Genomic DNA, 20,122 nt, shown 5'->3' with positions numbered 1-20,122 from the left:
CCGGAACGCCCGCAGATGACGCCGGGCCGCTCACCCGCGACGGCGCCGGGGTGAGCGGAAGAAGAGGCTAGGCGCTGGGCAGGTCGGCCCGGCTACCGAGCCGGCGGAAGGCATCGTGGGTGGGTGAGCCGGGCTCGGCCACGTAGACGATCAGCCGCTGGTCGGTGTCGGCCAGGTGCAGCACCTGACACTCGAACGCGAGTGCGCCAATCTCGGGGTGCGACACCCGTTTCACTATCCGCCGCCGGACCTCGACCTCGTGGTCCGCCCACAGTTCGGCGAACCGGGACGAGCTGCCGAGCAGTTCGGTGACGAGTTCCTCGATGCCCGGATCTCCCGGATAACGCCCGTAGGCGGCCCGCAGGTCAGCCAGCGAACTGCGGGCGAACCGCAGCGTGTGGGCGTCGTCCCAGTGCGGGTCGGTGGCGGGCTGGCGGAACATCCAGCGGATCATGTTCCGGTCCGACTCCGGTACCGCCGACAGGTCCCCGACGAAGTACGTCGCCAACCGGTTCCAGGCCAGCACGTCGTACTTGGCGTCGACGACGTACGCCGGGGTCTCGACCATCGCGTCGATCAGGTGCCGTACGCCCGCCGTCACCTCCCGGCTCGGCCCGACCGTCGCGGGCGGGTTCTCCCCGGCGATCCGGAACAGGTACTCCCGCTCGTCCCGGGTGAGCATCAGCGCCCGGGACAACGCCAGCAGCACCTGCCGGGACGGATGCGGGCCCCGCCGCTGCTCCAGCCGGATGTAGTAGTCGATCGACATCCCGGCGAGTTGGGCCACCTCCTGCCGCCGCAGCCCCGGCGTACGACGACCGATGCCCTCGGGCAGACCGGCGTCGCCCGGACGCAGCCTCGCCCGCCGACTGCGCAGGAACGCGGCCAGCTCGTCACGCCGCAGCCCGGAGGAGTTCGCCGTGGTCATGGCTCCCATGGTCCCCCCTGCCCGACCGACCGTGGGTGGTACCGCCGGTACCAGCCTCGGCCGGTCTCTCCCGCCCCGGCTCGCCCGGCGGCACGCTCGACCCATGACCACCGACATGACCGCCCTGATCACCGGGGCGAACAAGGGAATCGGACTCGCCACCGCCCGGCAGCTCGGCGAACGCGGCTACACCGTGCTGGTCGGCGCCCGCGACCCGCAGCGGGGTCGGGAGGCCGAGCGGACGCTGCGCGACGGCGGCGCCGACGCCCACGCCGTCGAAGTCGACGTCACCGACGAGGAGTCGGTCGCGCGCGCGACAAAATGGATCACCGACCGGTACGCCCAGCTGGACGTACTGGTGAACAACGCGGGGATCGCCCGGGGCGACGGGACCGGCCGGCCGAGCGAGACCACGCTCGCCACCCTGCGCGCGGTGTACGAGACGAACGTCTTCGGCGTCGTCGCGGTCACCAACGCGCTGCTGCCGCTGTTGCGGGCCGCCCCGGCGGCGCGGATCGTCAACGTCTCCAGCGAGGTCGGCTCGATCGGCCTGCTGAGCGATCCGGCGCACCCGCTGTTCCCGATCGCCTCGGTGCCGTACCCGTCGTCGAAGTCGGCACTGAACATGGTCACCGCCATGTACGCGAAGGAACTGCGGGACGGCCGAATCAAGGTGAACGCGGCGAATCCCGGTTACTGCGCGACCGACCTGAACAACCACGGCGGATTCCGTACGCCGGAACAGGGTGCCGAGGTGAGCGTCCACCTTGCCACGCTGGGCGAGGACGGGCCGAGTGGCCTGCTGTGGGGCTTCGTGATGGACGGCGGCAACAACGAGTACGGCGTACTGCCCTGGTAGTCCCGTCGCCGGGCGGGGTCATTCCGCCGGCGGTCGCAGGTCGACCCGGATCCGCGACAGCGCCTGCCGCTGCTCCGGAGTCGTCGCGCTCGCCACGTTGCGGAGCAGCTCCTCCTGTCGCGGTTGGCCGAAGGCGATGCGGTACATGACCGTCGAGTCGAGCAGGTGCGGCAGCACCGACGCGTCGCGGGTGTAAGGCGCGACGAGCAGGTGCCGCTCGATGTTCGCCGGCCCCTCGAAGACCCAGTACGGCACGATCTCCGACTCCCCCACCGACCGGTGGCCGGCAGCGGTCTCGAACATCGCCCGCCACGGGTCTTCGAGTGGGCTCGCGGGCAGCCCGCAGCGGTCCGCCACGTTCTTCCGCACCGCGTGCCCCTTGTAGCGGTGCACCCGACCCTCGCGCTGCTCCAGGTCGACCGGGTTGTGCGGCAGATTCCAGTGGACCACGGCATGGCAGTAGAGGTGGAAGTCGAGGCCCTCCTGCCCGATGGAGGTGGTGGCCAGCACGAACGGCCAGAACGGCGAGTTGAACGCCTCGGAGACCTGCTCGGCGCGTACCTCCCCGTTGGTGTCGTCGCGTCCGTGACCGAAGCGGGCGGCGTACCGTCCGCGCATGTGCCGCTGGTTCAGCCCGCCGGCCGCGTCGAGCACGTCCACCTGGTACGGCACGGCCCGCAGGGTCGCGGCGCGGTACACGTGCTCGGCGAGGTCCGACAGCGTGGACACGTCGAAGCGCTGCCACTCGGCGAGTACGTGCAGGTACTCGTCGAGCACGGCCTGGAGGTTGCCCCGGGCGGCGTAGCCCAGACACTCACGCCAGAACACGTCATGGTCGCGCCCCGCTACTATCGCGGTCGCCTCCGGACCGTTGAACATGGCGCGGATCCCGAACGCGACCCGCGCCGCCGCCGGCAGCGTCTGGTACGGCGTCGCCGCCGGCAGTACCCGCCGGATGGCCCGTAGCGCGCACACGGCCGGCGAGGCGAGCGCCACTTCGGTGAGGACCTCGACCAGGTCGTCCGGCGGGGCGCCGAGGCCGCCCGGAACCGCTCCCGAGGCGGCGATGCCCCGCCACTCGTCCATCCGGCTCCGGTAGGTGTCGGCGCCCTCTTCCGTCCAGCTGCCGACCGGGTCGACGGTGGCGGCGGTGGTCTTGCCGCGCCGGTGTGACTCGTGGTCCAGCAGCAGTGGTGCCAGCCAGTACCAGCGCGGATCAGTCGGGCGGCCCCGGTGCCCCGCCGTCAACCGGTCGATCCGATCGCCCAGCACCCGCCCGGCCGCCTCCGCGACGGCGTGCCAGGTCGGCGGTACGCCGCCGCTGGTGGTCCTGATCGCCAGTGGGTCGACCAGGTCGGCCAGGGCCACGCTCGGGTAGAGCAGGAGGTAGGTGGTCTCCGCGTCGATCCGGAGCGGACGGACGGCCTTGCTGGCGGCGTCGGCGTAGGTCACGTCGGAGTGCGCACCGATCGTCGCGCGTTCGACCTCGTAGCTGAGCATCGCGCTGATCGAGTTCGGGACCGCGTGCCAGGCGGAGAAGACCAGGTGCTTGGTGAACTCGCGGGCCTGCGGTGACTCGAACTCGCCGTCGGCCCGGTAGTACGGCGCGGACGCCGGCATCCACAGCAGGTCGCGGGCCACCGGCCCGGCCGCCGAGGACAGCAGCTGCCGCAGTCGGGCGTTGGCGGGCGGGACCTCACGGTAGGCGTCGACATCGGACCAGGGCACCACGGCTGTGGTACCGACCAGTCCGTCGGTGAGTGTCGCCGGTTTCTCGGCCGCCGCGATCGCCTCGTGGAGGGTGGCCTTCACCTGGTAGTTGTCCCGGTGCAGGAAGCTCAGGAGGTAGGGGACGGATTTCCACAGCTCGACCAGGTCGAGGGCACGTGGGTGGTCGCCGGGCGCGACCTGACCGGCCAGCCGGGTCGCGGCGAGGTAACCCCGGATCTCGTCCGCGTCCGGGGTGTTGACGGTGTGGGTGACCGTTCGGAGCATCCCGTCACGGTCGGCGGTGCTGGCCAGTCGCTCGGTACGCACCATCACCGTACGCAGGCGTTCGGAGATGGATCGGGTCGCGGTCACCACGGGATCGAGCCCGTCGCCCGCGATGCGGTTCAGCGCCGACCGCAGTTGGCGAAGGTCGGTGGCGAGCCCGTCGGCGCCCGACTTCCCGGCCAGGAACTCGACGGTACGGAGAAGATCGCCATAATGATCGTTCTCACCCGCGGCCCGCTCCACGTCGGTGGTGTGCATCCGGTACGGCGTGGCGGACAGCAGGAGTGCCCGGGTAGCGGCGGTGTCGTCATCGCCGCCGCTGCCGGTGAGGCTGTCCATCAACGGCTTGATCTCGGGTTCCGTGCTGTGCAGCAGGTCGGCGAAGCGCTGGAACTCGTCGAAGATGACCAGGTTCGGACGGAGCAGTTCGGCCCCGGTGGCGGCCATCGCGCGCCGTACCCGGCCGATGAAGACATTGCGTACGGCATCGGCGTCCGGATCCCGCCGACGGGCATCGCGGTCGAACTCGGCGGCGAGCCAGCCGAGCGTCTCCCGCATCCGCCACCCGGTGACGGCCCGAAATTCGGCATCCACGTCCCGGAAATGGCGAGCGAACATTCCTTTGGCCCCCCACGCGGGTGTGAGCGACCCGCGCGCCTCGGCGAACCTCGTACGCAGCTCGCGGAGGCTGCCCTCCCGGTCTTTGATGTTGCCGGCGAAGGCCCGGTACACCCCCCTGTGTTCCACCTCGTCGCGGCCGAAGACGCTCGCCACGAACTCGATCGCGAGGGCCCGCTCGGCCACGGTGCCGAGTGCGGTTCCGTGTTGCAGCGAGGTGCCCGGGGTGAGTGCCACGAAGTTGACGCCGGCAGCCGGTCCCGGCGGCTGTCCGGGCAGCAGGGACAGCCGGCCGGTGATGTTGGTCGGGGTGAGTCCGACCGGGCTCAGCTTCCGAAGATTCTGTTTGACGATCGCACTGTTCGAGCACATGTAGACGATGTCGATCCGCCGTTTGCCGTGTTGGCGCAGGTGCGTGATCGCCTGTGCGACCACCGCTCGGGCCACGAGCGTCTTGCCCAGGCCGACCTCGTCGGCGACCAGGAAGCGCCTCGTCGGGTCGGGGTCGAGGTACAGCCGGCGGAACGCGTACCGCGCGGTCCGCTGCTGGAAGTCGGTGAGACCGGCCAGCTCGTCGGGGGTGTCAGCCACGAACGTCCTCCCGGGCGATCTGCCACACGGCGTCCCACAGGTCGTCCAAGCCCTCCGGTAGACGCCCGCCGCCGTGTCGAACGGTGGAAAGCAGGTCGGCTATCTGGCGCAGCCGTCCCGAGTCCCGGGCCAGGGCCCGGATCATCAGCTCCGTCAGCGGGAGCCGTTCCAGGTCGCCGCCGCTCCAGATATCGACCCCGGCACCGTTAGTCCCGTCGCCGTCGAGCGGCGCGTCGTCGTCGCTGAGCAGGGCCACCAGATAGCGAACCAGCCGGTGCTCGTCGCCCAGCAACTCGGCCACCAGCAGTTGCCGCCGGTTGTCCGGCTCGCCGTGCATGGCGCAGCGGACGACGAAGGCGGTGGAGAGCTTGGCCAGGGTCAGTTCGATGACCAGGAAGGCGGAGAGGGTGGTGAGGGTGGCCGATGTCTCGTACCCGAGGCGACCGTCGGAATCGAGCGCGGCCGGTCGGTCGGGCTGCCCGACCGTCGCCGGCCAACAGCGCAACCCGACATCTTCCGGTACGGGTAGCGCCTCGTCCGAACGGTAGGTGACGCCGTACCGGCCCGGTTCGGACTCGACCACGGTGGCCGAGAAGGCGACGGCGGCCACGAGCCGACGAAGCCGGTCGAGCTCGTCCTGGTTGTCGTCAACCGGCTCCTCCGGCTCCGTACCGTCGTCTTCCCAGGGCACCAGTAGGTCACGCAGGGTACGCGCCTCCGGATCGCCCTCCTTCCGTTCCCTCAGCAGCGCCGAGGCGGAGTGCCGCTCGTTTGTCGTACGCAGCTGGAGCAGAACCTCGACGTTGCGTTCGAAGGCGGCGCTGGTGGCGTTGGCGCTGCCGGTCCACCAACTCGTACCGGTCTCGTCGTCGGTGACGTAGAGCTTCGCGTGCAGGCCGTTGTCCACCCGCCGAGGATCGTCCCGGGATGCTCCGGACAGGTCGCCGACGTCGTCCAGGACCGCCGGGTTGAGGGTGAAGCGGTCGTACGATTCGCCCGCCTGGCCGACGGCCGCAAGGGCGTCCGGTCGGGACACGACGCTGCGCCGTATTGATGCCTGGGGCAGGCGTTTCAGGGTGTGCGCGGTGAGGAACGGGGACAGTACGAGCAGCCGGTGACAGGTTTTCGGGAAGGGCCACGATCCGCCGCCCAGGCCGAAGGCGTGCAGCCGAAGGTCGCCGAACCCGGCCGGTGACGCGAACGGCACGGTGTCCAACTCGTCGCCGAACCCGCCGATCCGGTCCCGGCGCGCCGACGACAACGGGCTGACCGACAGGTCGGGCAGGGCTCGGACCACGTTGCCGATTCCGGGTAGCGGCTGCCCGTCCGGGTCGGACTCCAACACGGTGATCGTGTCCCAGCAGCGGTCGAAGGTCAAGTTGCGGGTGGCGACCAGCACCCGGTACGTGGGGCCGCCGGCCGCGTCGACGTACCGCAGTGCCCACAGCTTCGGGTGGAACACCCCGCCCTCCGGCGCGGTGACCGGGACGACCGCCTGCTCGACGAAGCCGAGCAGGACCCTGCGCCGGTGCAGTGGCGGTGCGATCTGGCCCGCGTCGCAGAACACCGTGATCCGGTCCGCAGCGCGGTTCAGCGCGTCGAGCAGGCCGACGGGCGTGAACCCGTCCGGTTCATCGTCGTCGTCATCACCCCACCCGCCGCCAGCGGAGTGGGCGGTCGCCGCGGGGACCACGAGCAGCGTGGTCAGGTTGAGGCTGTAGGTGGTCCCGACCGCCCAGTCGAGCCGGGTGCCGGGCGGCGGCCGGAGGCTGTCGACCAGGGTCCGCCGACTGTCAGGCTGGAGCATCGGCGGCCTCCGCTCCGACAAGGCCCAAGTGCAGGTCCGACATGAGATTTCGTACGGTCTGCCAGCGGTAGCGCAGCGGCGCCGCCCCGATCGAGCCGCCGTCCCAGGACTGGAGTGCGGTCTGATGGGTCAGCCGGGCGTACCGGCCCTTCAGGGCCAACTCTTGTTCCCTGATCCGGCTCCGCGACGAGGCATCATCGAACGCCGCCCGTGGATCGAGGACTGCCGCGCCGATCCAGTGTTGCAGCAGGTCTCTGGTGCCCGGCCGGACTCGGCCGCCACACTCCGAGACCGTCGCCCAGAACTCCTCGGGGCGCGCCCACCAGTCGGTGAACGCGTCAGTGTGCTTGGTGACTCGCTCGAACCAGTGGTCGAGTTGCCCGTTGAGCACGTTTACCAGCTTGGTCGTGTCGACGTGCAGCACCTTCGCTGCCCGCTCGGCGAGCAGCACGTTGTAGAGCAGTTGCGCACCGAACACGATCTCCGAGAAGTGACGGGCGTGGGTCAGCACTCGGGCGACGGCCTCAGGGAGGCTGTCTGTCCGCTCGTCCGACCAGGGATCCTCGCTGTCCTGCCAGGATGCGGCGCCCTCGGCGAGGCAGGCGAGCATGGAGGGGTCACCCGCCGGATGCGCCCCGGGCATTCGGGTCGACCGTAAGCGATCGCGCAGATAGTGCGCCTCGGGCTCGGTGAGCCCCATCGTGAGTCCCGTTCCGGGGAACTCGGCCGGCGGTTCCGGCAGCCCCGGGTCCCAGAAAGGTGGCGAGCCACCGAGCACGTCACCGCCGTCGTCGCGGATCGTCCGGTCCGCTCCGCCCGGTCGGGTCGCCAGGTTCGCGTACTGGGCGAGAGTGACCTCCGGTCGGGTCCGTACGCCCCACGCGCCGAGCCCGTGCCAGTAGACCGAACTGGGCATCCGGGCCAGGTTCCTACGCGCCCGGTAGCCGATCACCCCCTGGTTCGGCCCGATCGGGCGCAGCGCCTCGATCAGCCGGAGTTCCTGCTCACGCAGCCGATCCTGGAAGGTCGTACGACCCGGCCGTCGGGCGGCCACCGCCTGACAGGTCCAGGGCACGAAGAGGAAGTAACGCAGCCGGGTCTGGATGGTCGACGTACCCGGAAAGAGGGCCTCCGAGAACGCGTCCCGGATGGTGCCGGTGCCGATCGGATCGAGGGTCTCCCGGTCGTCCAGCGCCGCGATCGCGGCCTGGATCCGACGGGTCTGGTCGTCATCGATGTCCAGCCAGGAAATTGTCGACACGCCAACGGTCACGCCGTCGGTCCTTCCGCACACCCGACATGACAGTGATGCCAGATCACGATGTCGGCTGCCCGCAGAACCGACAGTGGACGGTCATCGAGCGTCCGGACCCCGTCGCTGATCGCGGTCAACCATTGCTGGCTGGCGCTGAGGTCGACCAGGAGGGCGGTGAAGAATGCGGCCGGTCCCCTGGTCCGGTAGAAGCCACGCAGCACGCTGTCGTAGAGCGGTACGAAATCCGGCCGCAGGCGGTGCAGGATCTTGCAGACGGTGACCGCAGTCCAGCCTCGAACGTCCTTGGTCAACGTGTTCGCCTGGCGGAGCATCCGGAAGGGCTCGTCGTCGATCGAGTCGAGGTCGAGAAACCGTGGGCCCGTACCGTCGACCGTCCGGTCGAGTACGAGCTGCATCGCGTCCCGCAGGCTGGTCGCCGGACTCGGACCGGGGTGGAACAGGGGCAGCACCTGCGGGTGTCCGAGTCTGAGGCTCAGCAGGTTCGCGGCGAGACAGTCGAGCGGTGTCAGCCGGTCCGGTGTCGAGTACCACCGGTCGTAGCTGCCGAAGGCGAATCCGGCGGCGGGATCGGTGTAGGCGGCCAGATGCCGCTCGGCGCAGGGTCTCAGGGAGGCGATCGTCGGCGTAGCACCGTCTGTCACAGCTTCTCCCCCAGCCACCCGTACGTCACCCAAGTGAGCTTGGTCTTCCATCGAAGCTATCGAAAGGTCCGAAGGACCACTGCCCGGTACCCGGATCGCCCGGGGTGGCGGACCGTCAGTTCGCCGTCCACGCCGGGTGGGTCCGTGTCCGCACCGACCGGGCGCCGACACGACCGCGAACCCGACGAACTCCCTCCAACCAGGCTGGTACGGGAATCAGGACGGAACAGTTCAACGGTTTGCTGTGAAATTGTCCACCGTCTATCACCTCATCCGCTCGGCGGGGATCCGCGTACTTCCCGGTGACCTGCCAAGCTGAGGAGGACACGTGGCACTGATCAAGCGAACCGCGACCGTTGCGAGCACACTGGCCGCAATGACCGTGGTGGCCGCACTGACGGCCTGCGCCCCGGCCGGGTACGACGCGACCCAGACCGCCAACACCGAGCCGGTCGCGAATGCGGCGGCCGAGGCGGCGGCAGCGCCGAGCGCCACACCGGAACCGTCGGAGTCGGCCGCGCCGAAGCCACCGTCGAACGTTCCTCTCACCACCGAACTGAACGGCAAGAAGGTCGCCAAGATGGGTGAGGTGGTCACCGACCAGAAGGGGTGGATCCTCTACCGCTTCGACAAGGACTCGGCCAACCCGCCGACCAGCAACTGCAACGGCGACTGTGCCATCCTCTGGCCGCCGGCCCTGACCGACGGCAACACCGAACTGACCGGGGTCGCCGAGGACAAGGTCGGCGAGGTGACCCGCGACGACGGCACCCGTCAGCTCACCATCGGCGGTTGGCCGGTCTACCGCTACATCGGTGACCTGAAGCCGGGCCAGTGGAAGGGCCAGAAGGTCGGCGGCACCTGGTTCGTGGTCGCCCCGGACGGCAAAAAGAACCTGAGCTGCCTGCCCGAGGGCACCCCGAAGCCGGTCCCGCTGCCGCAGGGCGAGGGCGGCGCCGCCGAGAGCACCGGCGACTCGTACTCGTACTGACCGGTGGCCACCGACGCGGCGGTCGGCCGTTGCCGTAGGGGCGCGGCCGGCCGTCGCCGGTGGTCGGTGTGGTGGTGCCGGTTCAGCTTGCCGCGGCGAGCCGCCGCCGTGGGGCGGCCGGCGCCGCGACCGGCTCCGGGACCGCGACCGGTTCGGAAACCACGGGTACGGAGACAGGGGCGGCCACGGTGACCGAGGCGCTGGCGAGCATGGACCGGGTGACGGAGGTGAAGGCGTGCGGGGCGTTGACCGCGACCAGTCCGACGAGGCGACCCTCGTCGTGGTAGCCGACCAGCACACCGGCCCGGGCCACGTCGCGCCGGCCCGGACGCAGCTCGGTGACGGTCACCTCGGCGTGCCGTGGCAGCTCGCCGCAGACCTGGATGCGCAGCCCGTACTGGTCGGACCAGAAGCGGGGCACGACGGTGACCGGCGGTGTCTCCTGGTCCCCGGCGAGCAGGGTGTGCGCGGCCGCCCGTCCCTGTTGCAGGGCGGCGATCCACTGTCCACACCGGACCGGCCGGGCGGAGTAGCGCAGGTTGGGCCAGCGGGCGACCGTACCGGCGGCGACGATCCCGGCGGCGCCGAGCACCCGCAGGCTCTCGTCGCACAGCACCCCGTCGGTGAGGTCGAGCCCGGTGCCGTCGAGCCAGTCGACGTCGGGTCGCTCGCCGGTGGTCGTCACGACCAGGTCGGCGTGGATCTCGTCGCCGTCGTCCAACTCGACCAGCCAGCCCCGGCGGCGCCGGCTCAGCCCGGTGACCCGGCGGCCGAGCCGCAACTGCACCCCGTCGCGGGCCACCTCCCTGGTGACCAGCCGGCCGACCGTCTCGCCGACCGCGCGTCCCAGGACGTACGGCTTGGCGTCGACCAGTACGGCGTCGCGGGCCAGGGTGCGTACCGCGGACGCGACCTCGCAGCCGGTCAGACCGGCCCCGATGACCACCACCCGGTCGGCGTCGCGCAGGGCGCCACGCAGCGCCCACGCGTCGGCGAGGGTGCGCAGGGTGTGCAGGCCCGGTTCGCCGACCGGCCAGTCCGGGGGCAGCGCCGCGGTGGCACCGGTGGCGATCACCAGGCCGTCGTAGCGGAACCGCTCGTCGGTGTCGGTGCTGACGATCCGGCGGTCCGGGTCCAGGTGCACCGCGCGCCGGCCGAGATGCCAGGTGATGTCGGCGCCATCGAGCACCGGCATCCGTACGTCGCTGGGCCGTCGGTGCCCGGTGAGCAGCCCCTTCGAGCAGGCCGGTCGGTCGTACGGGGCGTCCGGCTCGCCGCCGAGCACGCGTACGTCGCCCCGGAAGCCGGCCCGGCGCAGTTCCTCGGCGGCGGCCACCCCGGCCCGTCCGGCACCGACCACCACAATCCGGTCGTACGCCGAGCGTGGTCCACGCCGTCTCACGGCGCACCGTCCCGGCGGTGCACCCCCGTGCCGCTGCCCGAGGGTACGGAACGCGGGCCCGGACGGGGTCGGGGACGGCGGGCGGCGCGAGTGGGCCGGTCGGGATCGGGGTCGGGAGCCGACGCCGGTTCGAGGTCGGGGTCGACCGGGAGCGGGGTGAGCACGGTGGTCGGCACCCGGTTGAGGGTAATCGCCCTGGCCGGGCAGACCTCGACGGCTCGGAGCACCGCGTTGGTCTGGTCGGCCGGAACCATGGCCTTGTACGCCAGCCGCCCGTCGCCGCGCAGGGTGAACACGTCCGGCGCCTCGTGTTCACAGAAGCCGAACCGGGCGCATCGGTTGGCGTCCACGTCGATCGAGATCTCCTGTCCGCGTCGTCGGGCGACGAACCGGTCGCCGAGGTCGCGTCGCAGGTCGCCGGCCCAGGGTGTGGTGGTGAACCACAGCGCCACCGTGGACAGCCAGGCCACCAGTACGCTGCCCCAGACGGCGGGCGGCCCGACATCGGAGCCGGAGATCAGCACGTGTGCGACGAGCAGCATGAAAGCCACGTACGTCAACGCGTGCAGCGCCCGCCACCGGGAGTATCCGAGCCGACGCTGGATCAGTACGGACAGCGTGGTGGCGAGCAGCAGTTCGAGCGCGATCACCCCGACCCCGATGCCGATCGGGTCCTCCGGGTTGAGGAAGGGGATGAACTGGTCGACCAGCCGGACCGGGCCGCCCGGTGAGGCGAGCTGGGTGAGGGCGTGCACCAGGCCGAGGCAGAGCCCGAGCAGGGCGATCGTGGAATGAGTGGCGTGCGCGGTCGAATGGCGGATCCGGGTCAGTGCCCAGCCGTTGCGCAGGACCAGGCCGGACAGCACCGCGAGCCAGAGCAGGAAGAATGAAATAAATCCCACGGTCGCGGCGATGAGATGGACACTTTCCTGCGCACTGCGCACGCCAGCGGTCCTCCTATTCCAGATGGTGCCGACCCGTTGCTTCCAGATGGCACCAGCCCAACGCCGGGTGTCTATATCATTCCGGGCTACCAGCCAGTATGGTGCCCTGGGCGCAAAAGTCAAGGCGACCCTGACCAACCTTGTGGCCTGGGCATTGAACCGTGCCCATCAGCCGAACGGACGATGTCGGGGGTTGACGGTCGCCGACATAAGTTCCACTTAAGTAAGACCTAAGAATTCCGTATCTTGTTGGCCCCGGATTGACGTACGGACAATATGATCCGTACGGTTTCCGGGCAGTCGAAGATTTGTTGATTGTCAGGGGAGGTGAGCCGATGTTGACCGCACTGCCCCGTTCGCGGCGTCGGCCGGTGACGATGATCACCGCAATTGCCGGTGCCCTGCTCGGCGGCGTGCTCGGCGCGCCGGTGGCGGCCGTGGCCGCCCCACTGTCCGGCCAGCCGGTGCAGGCCCAGCCGATGCAGGCCCAGCCGATGCAGGCACAGCCGATGCAGGCACAGCCGATGCAGGCACAGCCGATGCAGGCACAGCCGATGCAGGCACAGCCGGTGCAGGCCCAGCCGGTGCGGCAGGTGGCGGCACCGGCGCTGGTCCCGGCCATGCACCCGTCCGGCGGCCCGGTCAGCGGCGACGTGCCGAATCCGCTCGGCGAACTGCCGGCCAAGCCGTCGGCCGCCGGGCCGGTCGGTCCGGCCGACCGGGACCTGCTGGTCAAGGTCAAGCTGGCCGGGCTGTGGGAGATGCCGGCCAGCGACATGGCGGTCGCCAAGGGCGCCTCGGTCAAGGTCAAGGAGGTCGGCGGGAAGATCGGCCCCCAGCACATGGTGCTGGACGATCTGGTGAACAAGGCCGCGGCAAAGCTGGGCGTGCCGCTGCCGACCGAGCCGACGCCCGAACAGAAGGGCTGGCTCGCCGAGATGCAGCGCGCCTCCGGCCCCCAGTTCGACCTGGTCTTCGTGGAGCGGCTCCGGGCCGCCCACGGCAAGATTTTCCCGGCCATCGGTGCCGTCCGGGCCGGCACCCGCAACGAGGTCGTCCGGGAACTCGCCGCACAGGCCAACGCATTCGTACTGACCCACATCACGCTGTTGGAAAGCACCGGGCTGGTCGACTACGAATCCCTCCCGCTGCCGCCGGCGCCCGCCCCAGCGGCGGCCGCGGCGGCGGTGGTCGGTGGGACCGGCTCACTTCTCAGCGGTGTCGACACCCGCGCCGCCACCGGCGGCGTCAACCCGACCGTCGTCTGGCTCGTGCTGCTGGCCGCGCTGATCGCCGGCGCCTACAGCATGGTCCGCCTGATCCGCCCCCGCTGATCAACCCTCGAAGGAAGAGGTGGCTCCACGTGTACGACAGCCCCGCTCGCAGTAACCGGCAGAGCCGGTCGCCCCGCCCGCAACGCCGTACCCGGCTGATCGCCGTACTTGCCACGGTGGTGGTCTTCGGCGGCATCGTCGCGGTCACCCAGGTCTCGTCGGCGGGAACCAACTGGCGCGGTAGAGGCGCGCCATGCCCACCGGCGACCACCCCGGCACAGGCGACCGCGTCACCCGGCGCGAGCGCTCCGGCGGCGACGCTGAGCCCCGGCGCCCCGGCACCGACCGGTAGCGCACCGAACCCGGCGAACCCGGCCGCGGCGTACCACGACCACGGTGCCATCCAGCACCCCGGCGACGGGCAGGAAGCACCGATCGCCGGTACGCAGAACCGCCAGCAGGACCGCAACAAGGGCCGCAACTGCACCCCGCGCCCCGGTACGTCGAGCAGCGCTCCCCCGGTCGGCAACCCGGCCAACCCGGGTGCCCCGCTGGAGATCCTCGGCAACAGCTGCGAGCAGAGCCAGAAGACGGCGCACGACGGCTTCCAGAACGGCGACCGCTGCGTCAGCACCGAGTTCGGTGAGGTCGGTACGGCCGAGGACAACCCGTCGCTGCTGATCACCAACGCACCGCGCCGGGTCCGGGTGAACCAATCGTTCACCATCCGGGTCAGCACCCGCAACCTGGTCCGGGACCGGTTCCTCGCGGCCGGTCAGGGCGGCTACTACAAGGAGAGCTCGTTCCTGACCGCCGACGGCCTGGTCCGTGGGCACTTCCACACCGCCTGCCGGATGCTGACCAGCGACCGGGCCGCGCCCGATCCGGCGCCGGTGCCCGCGTTCTTCGTGGCGACCGAGGACGGCAAGGGCGGCGCCCAGGCCGACGAGGTCACGGTGACCGTGCCCGGCCTGCCGGCCGCGGGTGAGGCACAGTGCGCCTCCTGGGCCGGCGACGGCTCGCACCGGATACCGATGATGCAGCGGGCCAACCAGGTCCCGGCCTTCGACGTCGTACGGGTGACCGTCACCCGGTGATCCGGCTCTCCCCCGGCGCCGCTACCGGCGCCGGGGGCGGGACTTCCCCGAGCAGGCGCGGGCACATCGACATCGGTCCCCTCCACGTCGGTGTGTCAGAGGTCCCCAACCATCCCCACAGCTGATCCGGCGACCATGCGGACGGACAGGAAGGACGGCCCCACCAGCCAGGACAGCTGACCTGCTCCGGGTAGGGCAGGCACCGGAACGCGCACGGGCGTTCCGGTGCCTGCCCTTTCTCCGTACCCCGACCCGCCACCGCTGCGCCGGTCCGAACCCCGTGGCCGGGTGGGGCGGAGGGTGCGTGGCACAGTGGGGCGGTGACCGAGACCGGGCCGGCGGCGACGCGGACGATCCGTCCGCCCGAGGGCTACGCGCTGGCCGCCTCGGTCGGGCAACTGGCGATGGGCGCGCACGACCCCTGTGCCCGGTTCGCCGACGGGGCGTTCTGGTGGGCCACCCGTACCCCGGCGGGGCCGGCGACCCTCGCGCTGCGGCGTACCGGTGGGGAGTTGCTGGCCACCGGGTACGGACCCGGCGCCGACTGGGTGGTCGAGCGGGCCGACGCGGTCGCCGGCCTCCGCGACGACCTCACCGGTTTCACCGCCCTCGCCGCCCGGCATCCGGTGGTGGCCGAACTCGCGCATCTTCACCGTGGGCTGCGCCTACCCGCCACCGGGCAGGTCTTCCCCCGGCTGCTGCGGACGATCATGGAACAGAAGGTCACCGGCAAGGAGGCGTACCGGGGGTACGCGGCGACCGTCCGCCACTTCGGCACCCCGGCCCCCGGGCCGCTGACGTCGCTGTGGGCACCGCCGGACCCGGCCACCGTGGCGGCGGCGCCCTACTGGGTGTTCCACCCGTTCGGGGTGGAGCAGCGGCGGGCCGACACGCTGCGCCGGGCCGCCGCGGTCGCCGACCGGCTGGAGCGGTGCGCGGACTCGGCCGAGGCCACCCGCCGGCTGACCGCCATCGCCGGCATCGGGCCGTGGACCGCCGCCGAGGTGGTCCGGATCGGGTACGGCGACGCCGACGCGGTCAGCGTCGGGGACTACCACATCCCGAACACTGTCGCCTGGGCGCTGGCCGGGCAGGCGCGGGCGGACGACGCCCGGATGCTGGAGTTACTGGAGCCGTTCCGGGGCCATCGTGGTCGGGTCTGCGTGCTGCTCGCCGCCGCCGGAATCCACGCACCCCGGTTCGGGCCACGGATGCCGCTCCGCTCGTTCGCCCGCTTCTGAGCACCCTGTCGGGGGCGGTTACCGGGTCCGGCGCCGCCGGGGACTCCCGGGACGGACGAGGGTCAGCGGCTGGTGAGTACGTCGGCCAGCTTGAACCGCACCGCCCGTTCGAGCTGGGCGTAGGTGCAGGTGCGCGGGTCCCGGTCCGGCCGCCAGCGCTCGAACTGGGTGGTGTGCCGGAACCGCACACCCTCCATGTAGTCGTAGCGGACCTCGACCACCCGTTCGGGGCGCAACGGCACGAAGGACAGGTCCTTGCCGGCGTTCCACCGGCTCACCTCGTTCTTGCGCGGCGTACGTTCGCCCTGCTCGTGCGCGGCGCTGTTCCACGGGTGCCCGTCCATCGAGGTGACCAGCGGCTGCAACTCGACGAACAGCTGTTCCCGTACGGCCATCGAGAACGCGCCGATGACACCGACCGAGACCAGTACGCCCCGGTCGTCGTAGAGGCCGAGCAGTAGCGAGCCGATCCGGTTGTCGGCCGACTTGTGCACCCGGTAGCCGGCGAGCACACAGTCGGCGGTCCGCTTGTGCTTGATCTTTGACATGACCCGTTTGTCCGGCTGGTAGGTCAGCCCGGGGTCCTTGGCGATCAGGCCGTCGAGACCGGCGCCCTCGAACTCGGCGAACCACCGCCGGGCGGTGTCCTCGTTGTCGGTGACCGGGGTGACGTGAATCGGCGGCAACGCGCCGGCCAGGCTGCGTTCCAGCAGCTCCCGTCGTTGTGCGAAGGGCCGGTCGGTCAGGTCGTCGTCGCCGAGCGCGAGCAGGTCGAAGGCGACGAAGCTGGCCGGGGTCTGTTCGGCGAGCAGCCTCACCCGGCTCGCGGCGGGGTGGATCCGCTGCTGCAACGCCTCGAAGTCGAGCGTGTTCCGGTCGGTGTCGGCCACGATGATCTCGCCGTCGATCACCGCGCGGTTCGGGAAGTTGGCCCGGACGGCCTCGACGATCTCGGGGAAGTAGCGGGTCATCGGCTTCTCGTTGCGGCTACCGATCTCCACCTCGTCGCCGTCGCGGAAGATGACGGACCGGAAGCCATCCCACTTCGGTTCGTAGAGCTGCCCGGCGGGGATGTCGCCGATCGGCTTGGCGAGCATGGGCGCGATGGGTGGCATCACCGGTAGATCCATGCGGCCCATCGTCCCCGCTGCCCGGTGACGTGTCCACGGAATCGCCGGTGCGGCGGTGGGGGCGGCGGGCGGCGGGGGGGCGGGGCGGTGACCGCGTAGCCTGGCCACTGAGTCGATCGGGAGGACCTCTGGTGACCAGCACGCCCCGTCCACCGCTGGCCGACCGACGTACCGGTCCGCCCGGCGTCGCCCGTACGTCCGGTTCGCGCGCGGCGGGGCTGCTGCGCCGCCGGTGGCGGGTGCCGGCCGCCGCCGTCGCCGCCACGCTGGTGCTGAGCGGCTGCACGCTGCCGGTCCTCGCACCGCGTACGGACGGCGGCCCGGACCGGGCACCGGTCGGCGCGACGGCCGACTGGAAGCCCTGCCCGGAGACGCCGAGGGAACTCGTCGGCCGGGCGGCACCGGACATGCGCTACGACTGCGCGACGATCGGCGTACCCCGCGACTGGCAGGCGACCGGTGCGACCGCGGGCGCCGCCGCCAGCCCCGGCGGCGGCGGGACCTTCGACATCGCCCTGATCCGGGTCCGCTCCGTCAAACAACACGACCGGATCGGCTCGCTGCTGATCAACCCGGGCGGGCCGGGCGGCTCCGGCGTCGACACCGCCGTCTACCTCTCCTTCGGCGCCGCCCTCGGCGGCCTGCCCGACGACATCACGCAGCGGTTCGACCTGGTCGGCTTCGATCCGCGCGGAGTGTCCCGGTCCAGCCCGGTCAAGTGCATCTCCGACGCCGAACTGGACTCGAACTTCGGGTACGACCCCGATCCGCGGACCCAGGCCGAGTTCGACGGCGCGGTGGCCCTGTCCGAGCGGATCGGCGAGGCGTGCGGCGACAGGTACGGCGACCAGTTGCGCCTCTACTCCACCGAGCAGGCGGCCCGGGACATGGACGCGGTGCGGGCGGCCGTCGGCGACGAGAAGACGACGTACCTGGGCTACTCGTACGGGACGCTGCTCGGCGCGACGTACGCCCAGCTCTTTCCGCGCAACGTCCGGGCGCTGGTGCTCGACGGCGCGATCGACCCGAAGCAGGACGTGGTCGCCAGTTCGGAGAGCCAGGCCAAGGGGTTCGAGCTGGCGTTCACGAACTTCGCCAACTGGTGCACCCGGACGCCGGCCCGCTGCCCGATCGCACCGGACCCCCGCGGCGCGGTGACCGACGCGCTGGCCAAGGCCGACGTCTCCCCGGTACGCGCCGGCAACGGCCGGACCGCCACCGGCGGCTGGGTGATGTACGCGGTGATCTCCTCGCTCTACACCGAGTCCGGCTGGCAGGAGCTGGCGAAGGGGATCGACGAGTTGGCCGGTGGCAACCCGAACCGGGTGTTCGAACTCGCCGACTCGTACGCCGAGCGCGGCCCCGACGGCCGCTACTCCAACCTGTTCGACGCGAACCTGGCGATCAACTGCGCGGACGAGGACAGCGTGCCCGACCTGCCCCGGATCCGCGAACTCCAGTCGCAGTGGCGGACGAAGTACCCGCTGTTCGGCCCGCTGCTGGCGGTGGGCCTGCTGAGCTGCCGGTACTGGCCGGGGCAGCGTGACCCGTACCCGACCGGGGCGGCGACCGGGGCGCCTCCGATCCTGGTGGTCGGCACCACCGGCGACCCGGCCACGCCGTACGAGCACACGCCGGAACTGGCCGCGATGCTCGGCGTCGGCAAGGTCCTGACCTGGGAGGGCGAGGGGCACACCGCGTACCCGCAGACGCCGTGCATCAACGCGGCGGTGGACGCGTACCTGCTCGACCTCACCGTGCCGAGCGCCGGCACGCGCTGTCCGGCCCGCTGACCGGCGTGACGGAGATCAGTTTCCGGGCCGCCCGGCGGACCGACGTACCGGCGATCGTGGCTTTGCTCGCCGACGACGAACTCGGCGCCACCCGCGAGATCGTCGGTGAGGACACCGACGCCGCGTACTGGGCCGCGTTCGAGGCGATCGACGCCGACCCGCGCAACGTGCTGGTCGTGGCTGAGCAGGGCGGCGAGGTGGTCGCCACGTTGCAGCTCACCTTCATCCCGTCGCTCACCCGCGGCGGTGCCGAGCGCGCCGAGATCGAGGGGGTACGGGTACGTGCCGACCGGCGCGGCACCGGCGTCGGCCGACTGCTGGTCGGGTGGGCGGTGGAGCAGGCCCGGGAGCGGGGCTGCGGGCTGGTCCAGTTGACCACCGACAAACGACGTACGGCGGCGCACCGCTTCTACGCCGGGCTGGGTTTCCGGGCCAGCCACGAGGGCCTGAAGCTCTCGCTGTAGCAAGCGTGCGCCACCGACCGCCGCAGGCGGTCCGGGTCAGGGGGTCGGTCCGGGTCAGGGGCGGGAGCCGGGACCACCGCCGGAATCAGCGGCGAGGATGTACTCCCGGAGATGCTCGATTGTCGCGTCGCTGGCGAAGATGGCGCGCTGCCACCGGCGGATCAGGTCGGTCATCTCCTGGACCTCGGCCCGCAGTTCGCGAATCTCCCGGCTGGCGTCCGCGGCCTGTCGACGGGCCCGTTTGGTCTCCGCCTCCAACTCGGCCACCCGGGTCTTGAGCGGGTCGACCAGGGTCAGCGCGGTGTCGGTCAGTACATCGGCGGCGTCGGCCCGGAACTTGCGTCTCTGCAACGCGACAGTGGCGATTGCGGTCACCCCACCGGTGCCCCCGAGCAGTCCCACCGCGGAAAGCAGGATCTGGACCCAGGGAGGACCGGCCGGGGCGGATGCGGCGGTGATCACGGTAAATCTCTCTCCATGAGCAGGGGGACGTCGACAAAGGTGTAGGTGCTACTGGCCCGCAGCAGCCGGCGCAGGTCACGGATGATCTGGCCACCGCGCCAGTACGACGCGGCCGAGACGGCGGCGATGAAGGTGCCGGCGGCCAGGCCGGCTCGGCCGCTGATGGCGAACACGGCGATGGCGTACATCCCGGTGGTGGTGCCGAGCATGACGACGGCACCGAGTTCCAGGCCCAGCCCGGTGGAGAGCTGGCCGCGCCAGCCAATGCCGAGCAGGCCGACCATGCCGCCGACGATCAACCCGATCTCCCAGATCGCCTGGACGACCACCGGCATGGCGACGCTCACCGACCGGGGCCGGGTGTCGATGAGGATCAGGCCCGTGCCGCAGACGGCCGCCGCGACCAGCAGGGTCACCTCGAACGGCTGCCGCCCCGAGATGATCATTAAGGGACGCATGGCAAACTCCCGTCCGCGGCGGGGCAGTGGCCGCCCGTCGAGGTCTGGTCGGAACCGGCGCGACCGGCTGGATCGTGCCCGCCTACGCGGTGGGCGATGAACGTCATGGTGTTCCCCCTGGCCTTAAGTGGTAGCACGGCCGACGAGCCTC

17 protein-coding genes are annotated in these 20,122 nt (G+C 71.2%); 7 read left to right on the top strand and 10 right to left on the bottom strand.

The genetic code is table 11. The annotated features are described in order from the left end of the window. Window positions 1-67: 67 nt before the first annotated feature. Window positions 68-928, bottom strand: a complete 861-nt coding sequence (locus OG792_RS08025) for a helix-turn-helix transcriptional regulator (RefSeq protein WP_329108590.1) — start codon at window positions 926-928, stop codon at window positions 68-70. Window positions 929-1,031: 103 nt separating this feature from the next. On the opposite strand from OG792_RS08025, the gene OG792_RS08020 reads away from it, so the two are divergent. Next, a complete protein-coding gene (locus OG792_RS08020; protein ID WP_329108589.1) occupies window positions 1,032-1,787 on the top strand; it encodes an SDR family oxidoreductase in 756 nt (251 codons plus the stop codon). A gap of 18 nt (window positions 1,788-1,805) precedes the next feature. Here OG792_RS08020 and OG792_RS08015 read toward each other — a convergent pair whose 3' ends face one another. Genes OG792_RS08015 through OG792_RS08000 form a run of 4 tightly spaced genes read right to left on the bottom strand, consistent with a single transcriptional unit; the run spans window position 1,806 to window position 8,715 of the window. Further along, window positions 1,806-4,991, bottom strand: coding sequence for a DEAD/DEAH box helicase (locus OG792_RS08015; RefSeq protein WP_329108588.1), 3,186 nt, complete (start codon window positions 4,989-4,991; stop codon window positions 1,806-1,808). After that, a complete protein-coding gene (locus OG792_RS08010) occupies window positions 4,984-6,798 on the bottom strand; it encodes a phospholipase D family protein (RefSeq protein WP_329108587.1) in 1,815 nt (604 codons plus the stop codon). Before OG792_RS08010 ends, OG792_RS08015 begins: the two co-directional genes overlap by 8 nt. After that, window positions 6,785-8,071 carry a DUF6361 family protein gene (locus OG792_RS08005; protein ID WP_329108586.1) on the bottom strand — a complete coding sequence of 429 codons (1,287 nt, stop codon included), beginning with the start codon at window positions 8,069-8,071 and terminating at the stop codon, window positions 6,785-6,787. The genes OG792_RS08010 and OG792_RS08005 overlap by 14 nt, the downstream gene beginning before the upstream one ends. After that, window positions 8,068-8,715, bottom strand: coding sequence for a DUF6308 family protein (locus tag OG792_RS08000; RefSeq protein WP_329108585.1), 648 nt, complete (start codon window positions 8,713-8,715; stop codon window positions 8,068-8,070). Before OG792_RS08000 ends, OG792_RS08005 begins: the two co-directional genes overlap by 4 nt. 328 nt (window positions 8,716-9,043) lie before the next feature. Between OG792_RS08000 and OG792_RS07995 the strand changes: the two genes are divergently transcribed. Further along, the gene (locus OG792_RS07995; RefSeq protein WP_329108584.1) at window positions 9,044-9,706 is read left to right on the top strand and encodes a hypothetical protein; all 663 of its coding nucleotides are present in this window, start codon (window positions 9,044-9,046) and stop codon (window positions 9,704-9,706) included. An 82-nt stretch (window positions 9,707-9,788) separates the two neighbouring features. Here OG792_RS07995 and OG792_RS07990 read toward each other — a convergent pair whose 3' ends face one another. Then, the gene (locus OG792_RS07990) at window positions 9,789-11,108 is read right to left on the bottom strand and encodes an NAD(P)/FAD-dependent oxidoreductase (protein ID WP_329108583.1); all 1,320 of its coding nucleotides are present in this window, start codon (window positions 11,106-11,108) and stop codon (window positions 9,789-9,791) included. Beyond that, complete coding sequence (locus OG792_RS07985) at window positions 11,105-12,052, bottom strand: ferric reductase-like transmembrane domain-containing protein (protein WP_329108582.1); 948 nt, start codon at window positions 12,050-12,052, stop codon at window positions 11,105-11,107. The genes OG792_RS07990 and OG792_RS07985 overlap by 4 nt, the downstream gene beginning before the upstream one ends. Before the next feature lie 335 nt (window positions 12,053-12,387). On the opposite strand from OG792_RS07985, the gene OG792_RS07980 reads away from it, so the two are divergent. The 3 genes from OG792_RS07980 to OG792_RS07970 all read left to right on the top strand — a co-directional run bounded on the left by OG792_RS07980 (window position 12,388) and on the right by OG792_RS07970 (window position 15,664). Next, a complete protein-coding gene (locus OG792_RS07980; RefSeq protein WP_329108581.1) occupies window positions 12,388-13,386 on the top strand; it encodes a DUF4142 domain-containing protein in 999 nt (332 codons plus the stop codon). Window positions 13,387-13,415: 29 nt separating this feature from the next. Further along, entirely contained in the window at window positions 13,416-14,423 is a 1,008-nt protein-coding gene (locus OG792_RS07975; protein WP_329108580.1) for a Pecanex-like protein 1, read from the top strand. Between the two features lie 320 nt (window positions 14,424-14,743). Then, window positions 14,744-15,664, top strand: a complete 921-nt coding sequence (locus tag OG792_RS07970; protein WP_329108579.1) for a DNA-3-methyladenine glycosylase family protein — start codon at window positions 14,744-14,746, stop codon at window positions 15,662-15,664. A gap of 62 nt (window positions 15,665-15,726) precedes the next feature. Here the strand turns inward: OG792_RS07970 and OG792_RS07965 are convergent, their stop codons facing one another. Beyond that, on the bottom strand, window positions 15,727-16,794 hold the full coding sequence (locus OG792_RS07965; RefSeq protein WP_329108578.1) for an ATP-dependent DNA ligase: 1,068 nt from the start codon (window positions 16,792-16,794) through the stop codon (window positions 15,727-15,729). 218 nt (window positions 16,795-17,012) lie between these two features. On the opposite strand from OG792_RS07965, the gene OG792_RS07960 reads away from it, so the two are divergent. Continuing rightward, the gene (locus tag OG792_RS07960; RefSeq protein WP_329111157.1) at window positions 17,013-18,587 is read left to right on the top strand and encodes an alpha/beta hydrolase; all 1,575 of its coding nucleotides are present in this window, start codon (window positions 17,013-17,015) and stop codon (window positions 18,585-18,587) included. Between the two features lie 5 nt (window positions 18,588-18,592). Beyond that, complete coding sequence (locus OG792_RS07955; RefSeq protein WP_329108577.1) at window positions 18,593-19,051, top strand: GNAT family N-acetyltransferase; 459 nt, start codon at window positions 18,593-18,595, stop codon at window positions 19,049-19,051. Window positions 19,052-19,105: 54 nt separating this feature from the next. On the opposite strand, the gene OG792_RS07950 is transcribed toward OG792_RS07955, so the two are convergent. Beyond that, entirely contained in the window at window positions 19,106-19,513 is a 408-nt protein-coding gene (locus OG792_RS07950) for a hypothetical protein (protein WP_329108576.1), read from the bottom strand. Beyond that, a complete protein-coding gene (locus OG792_RS07945) occupies window positions 19,510-19,971 on the bottom strand; it encodes a hypothetical protein (protein WP_329108575.1) in 462 nt (153 codons plus the stop codon). The genes OG792_RS07950 and OG792_RS07945 overlap by 4 nt, the downstream gene beginning before the upstream one ends. Window positions 19,972-20,122 lie beyond the last annotated feature (151 nt).

Source organism: Micromonospora sp. NBC_01699, from assembly GCF_036250065.1.
Taxonomy (GTDB): Bacteria; Actinomycetota; Actinomycetes; order Mycobacteriales; family Micromonosporaceae; genus Micromonospora_G.
This window is presented reverse-complemented; position numbering and strand designations above follow the sequence as displayed.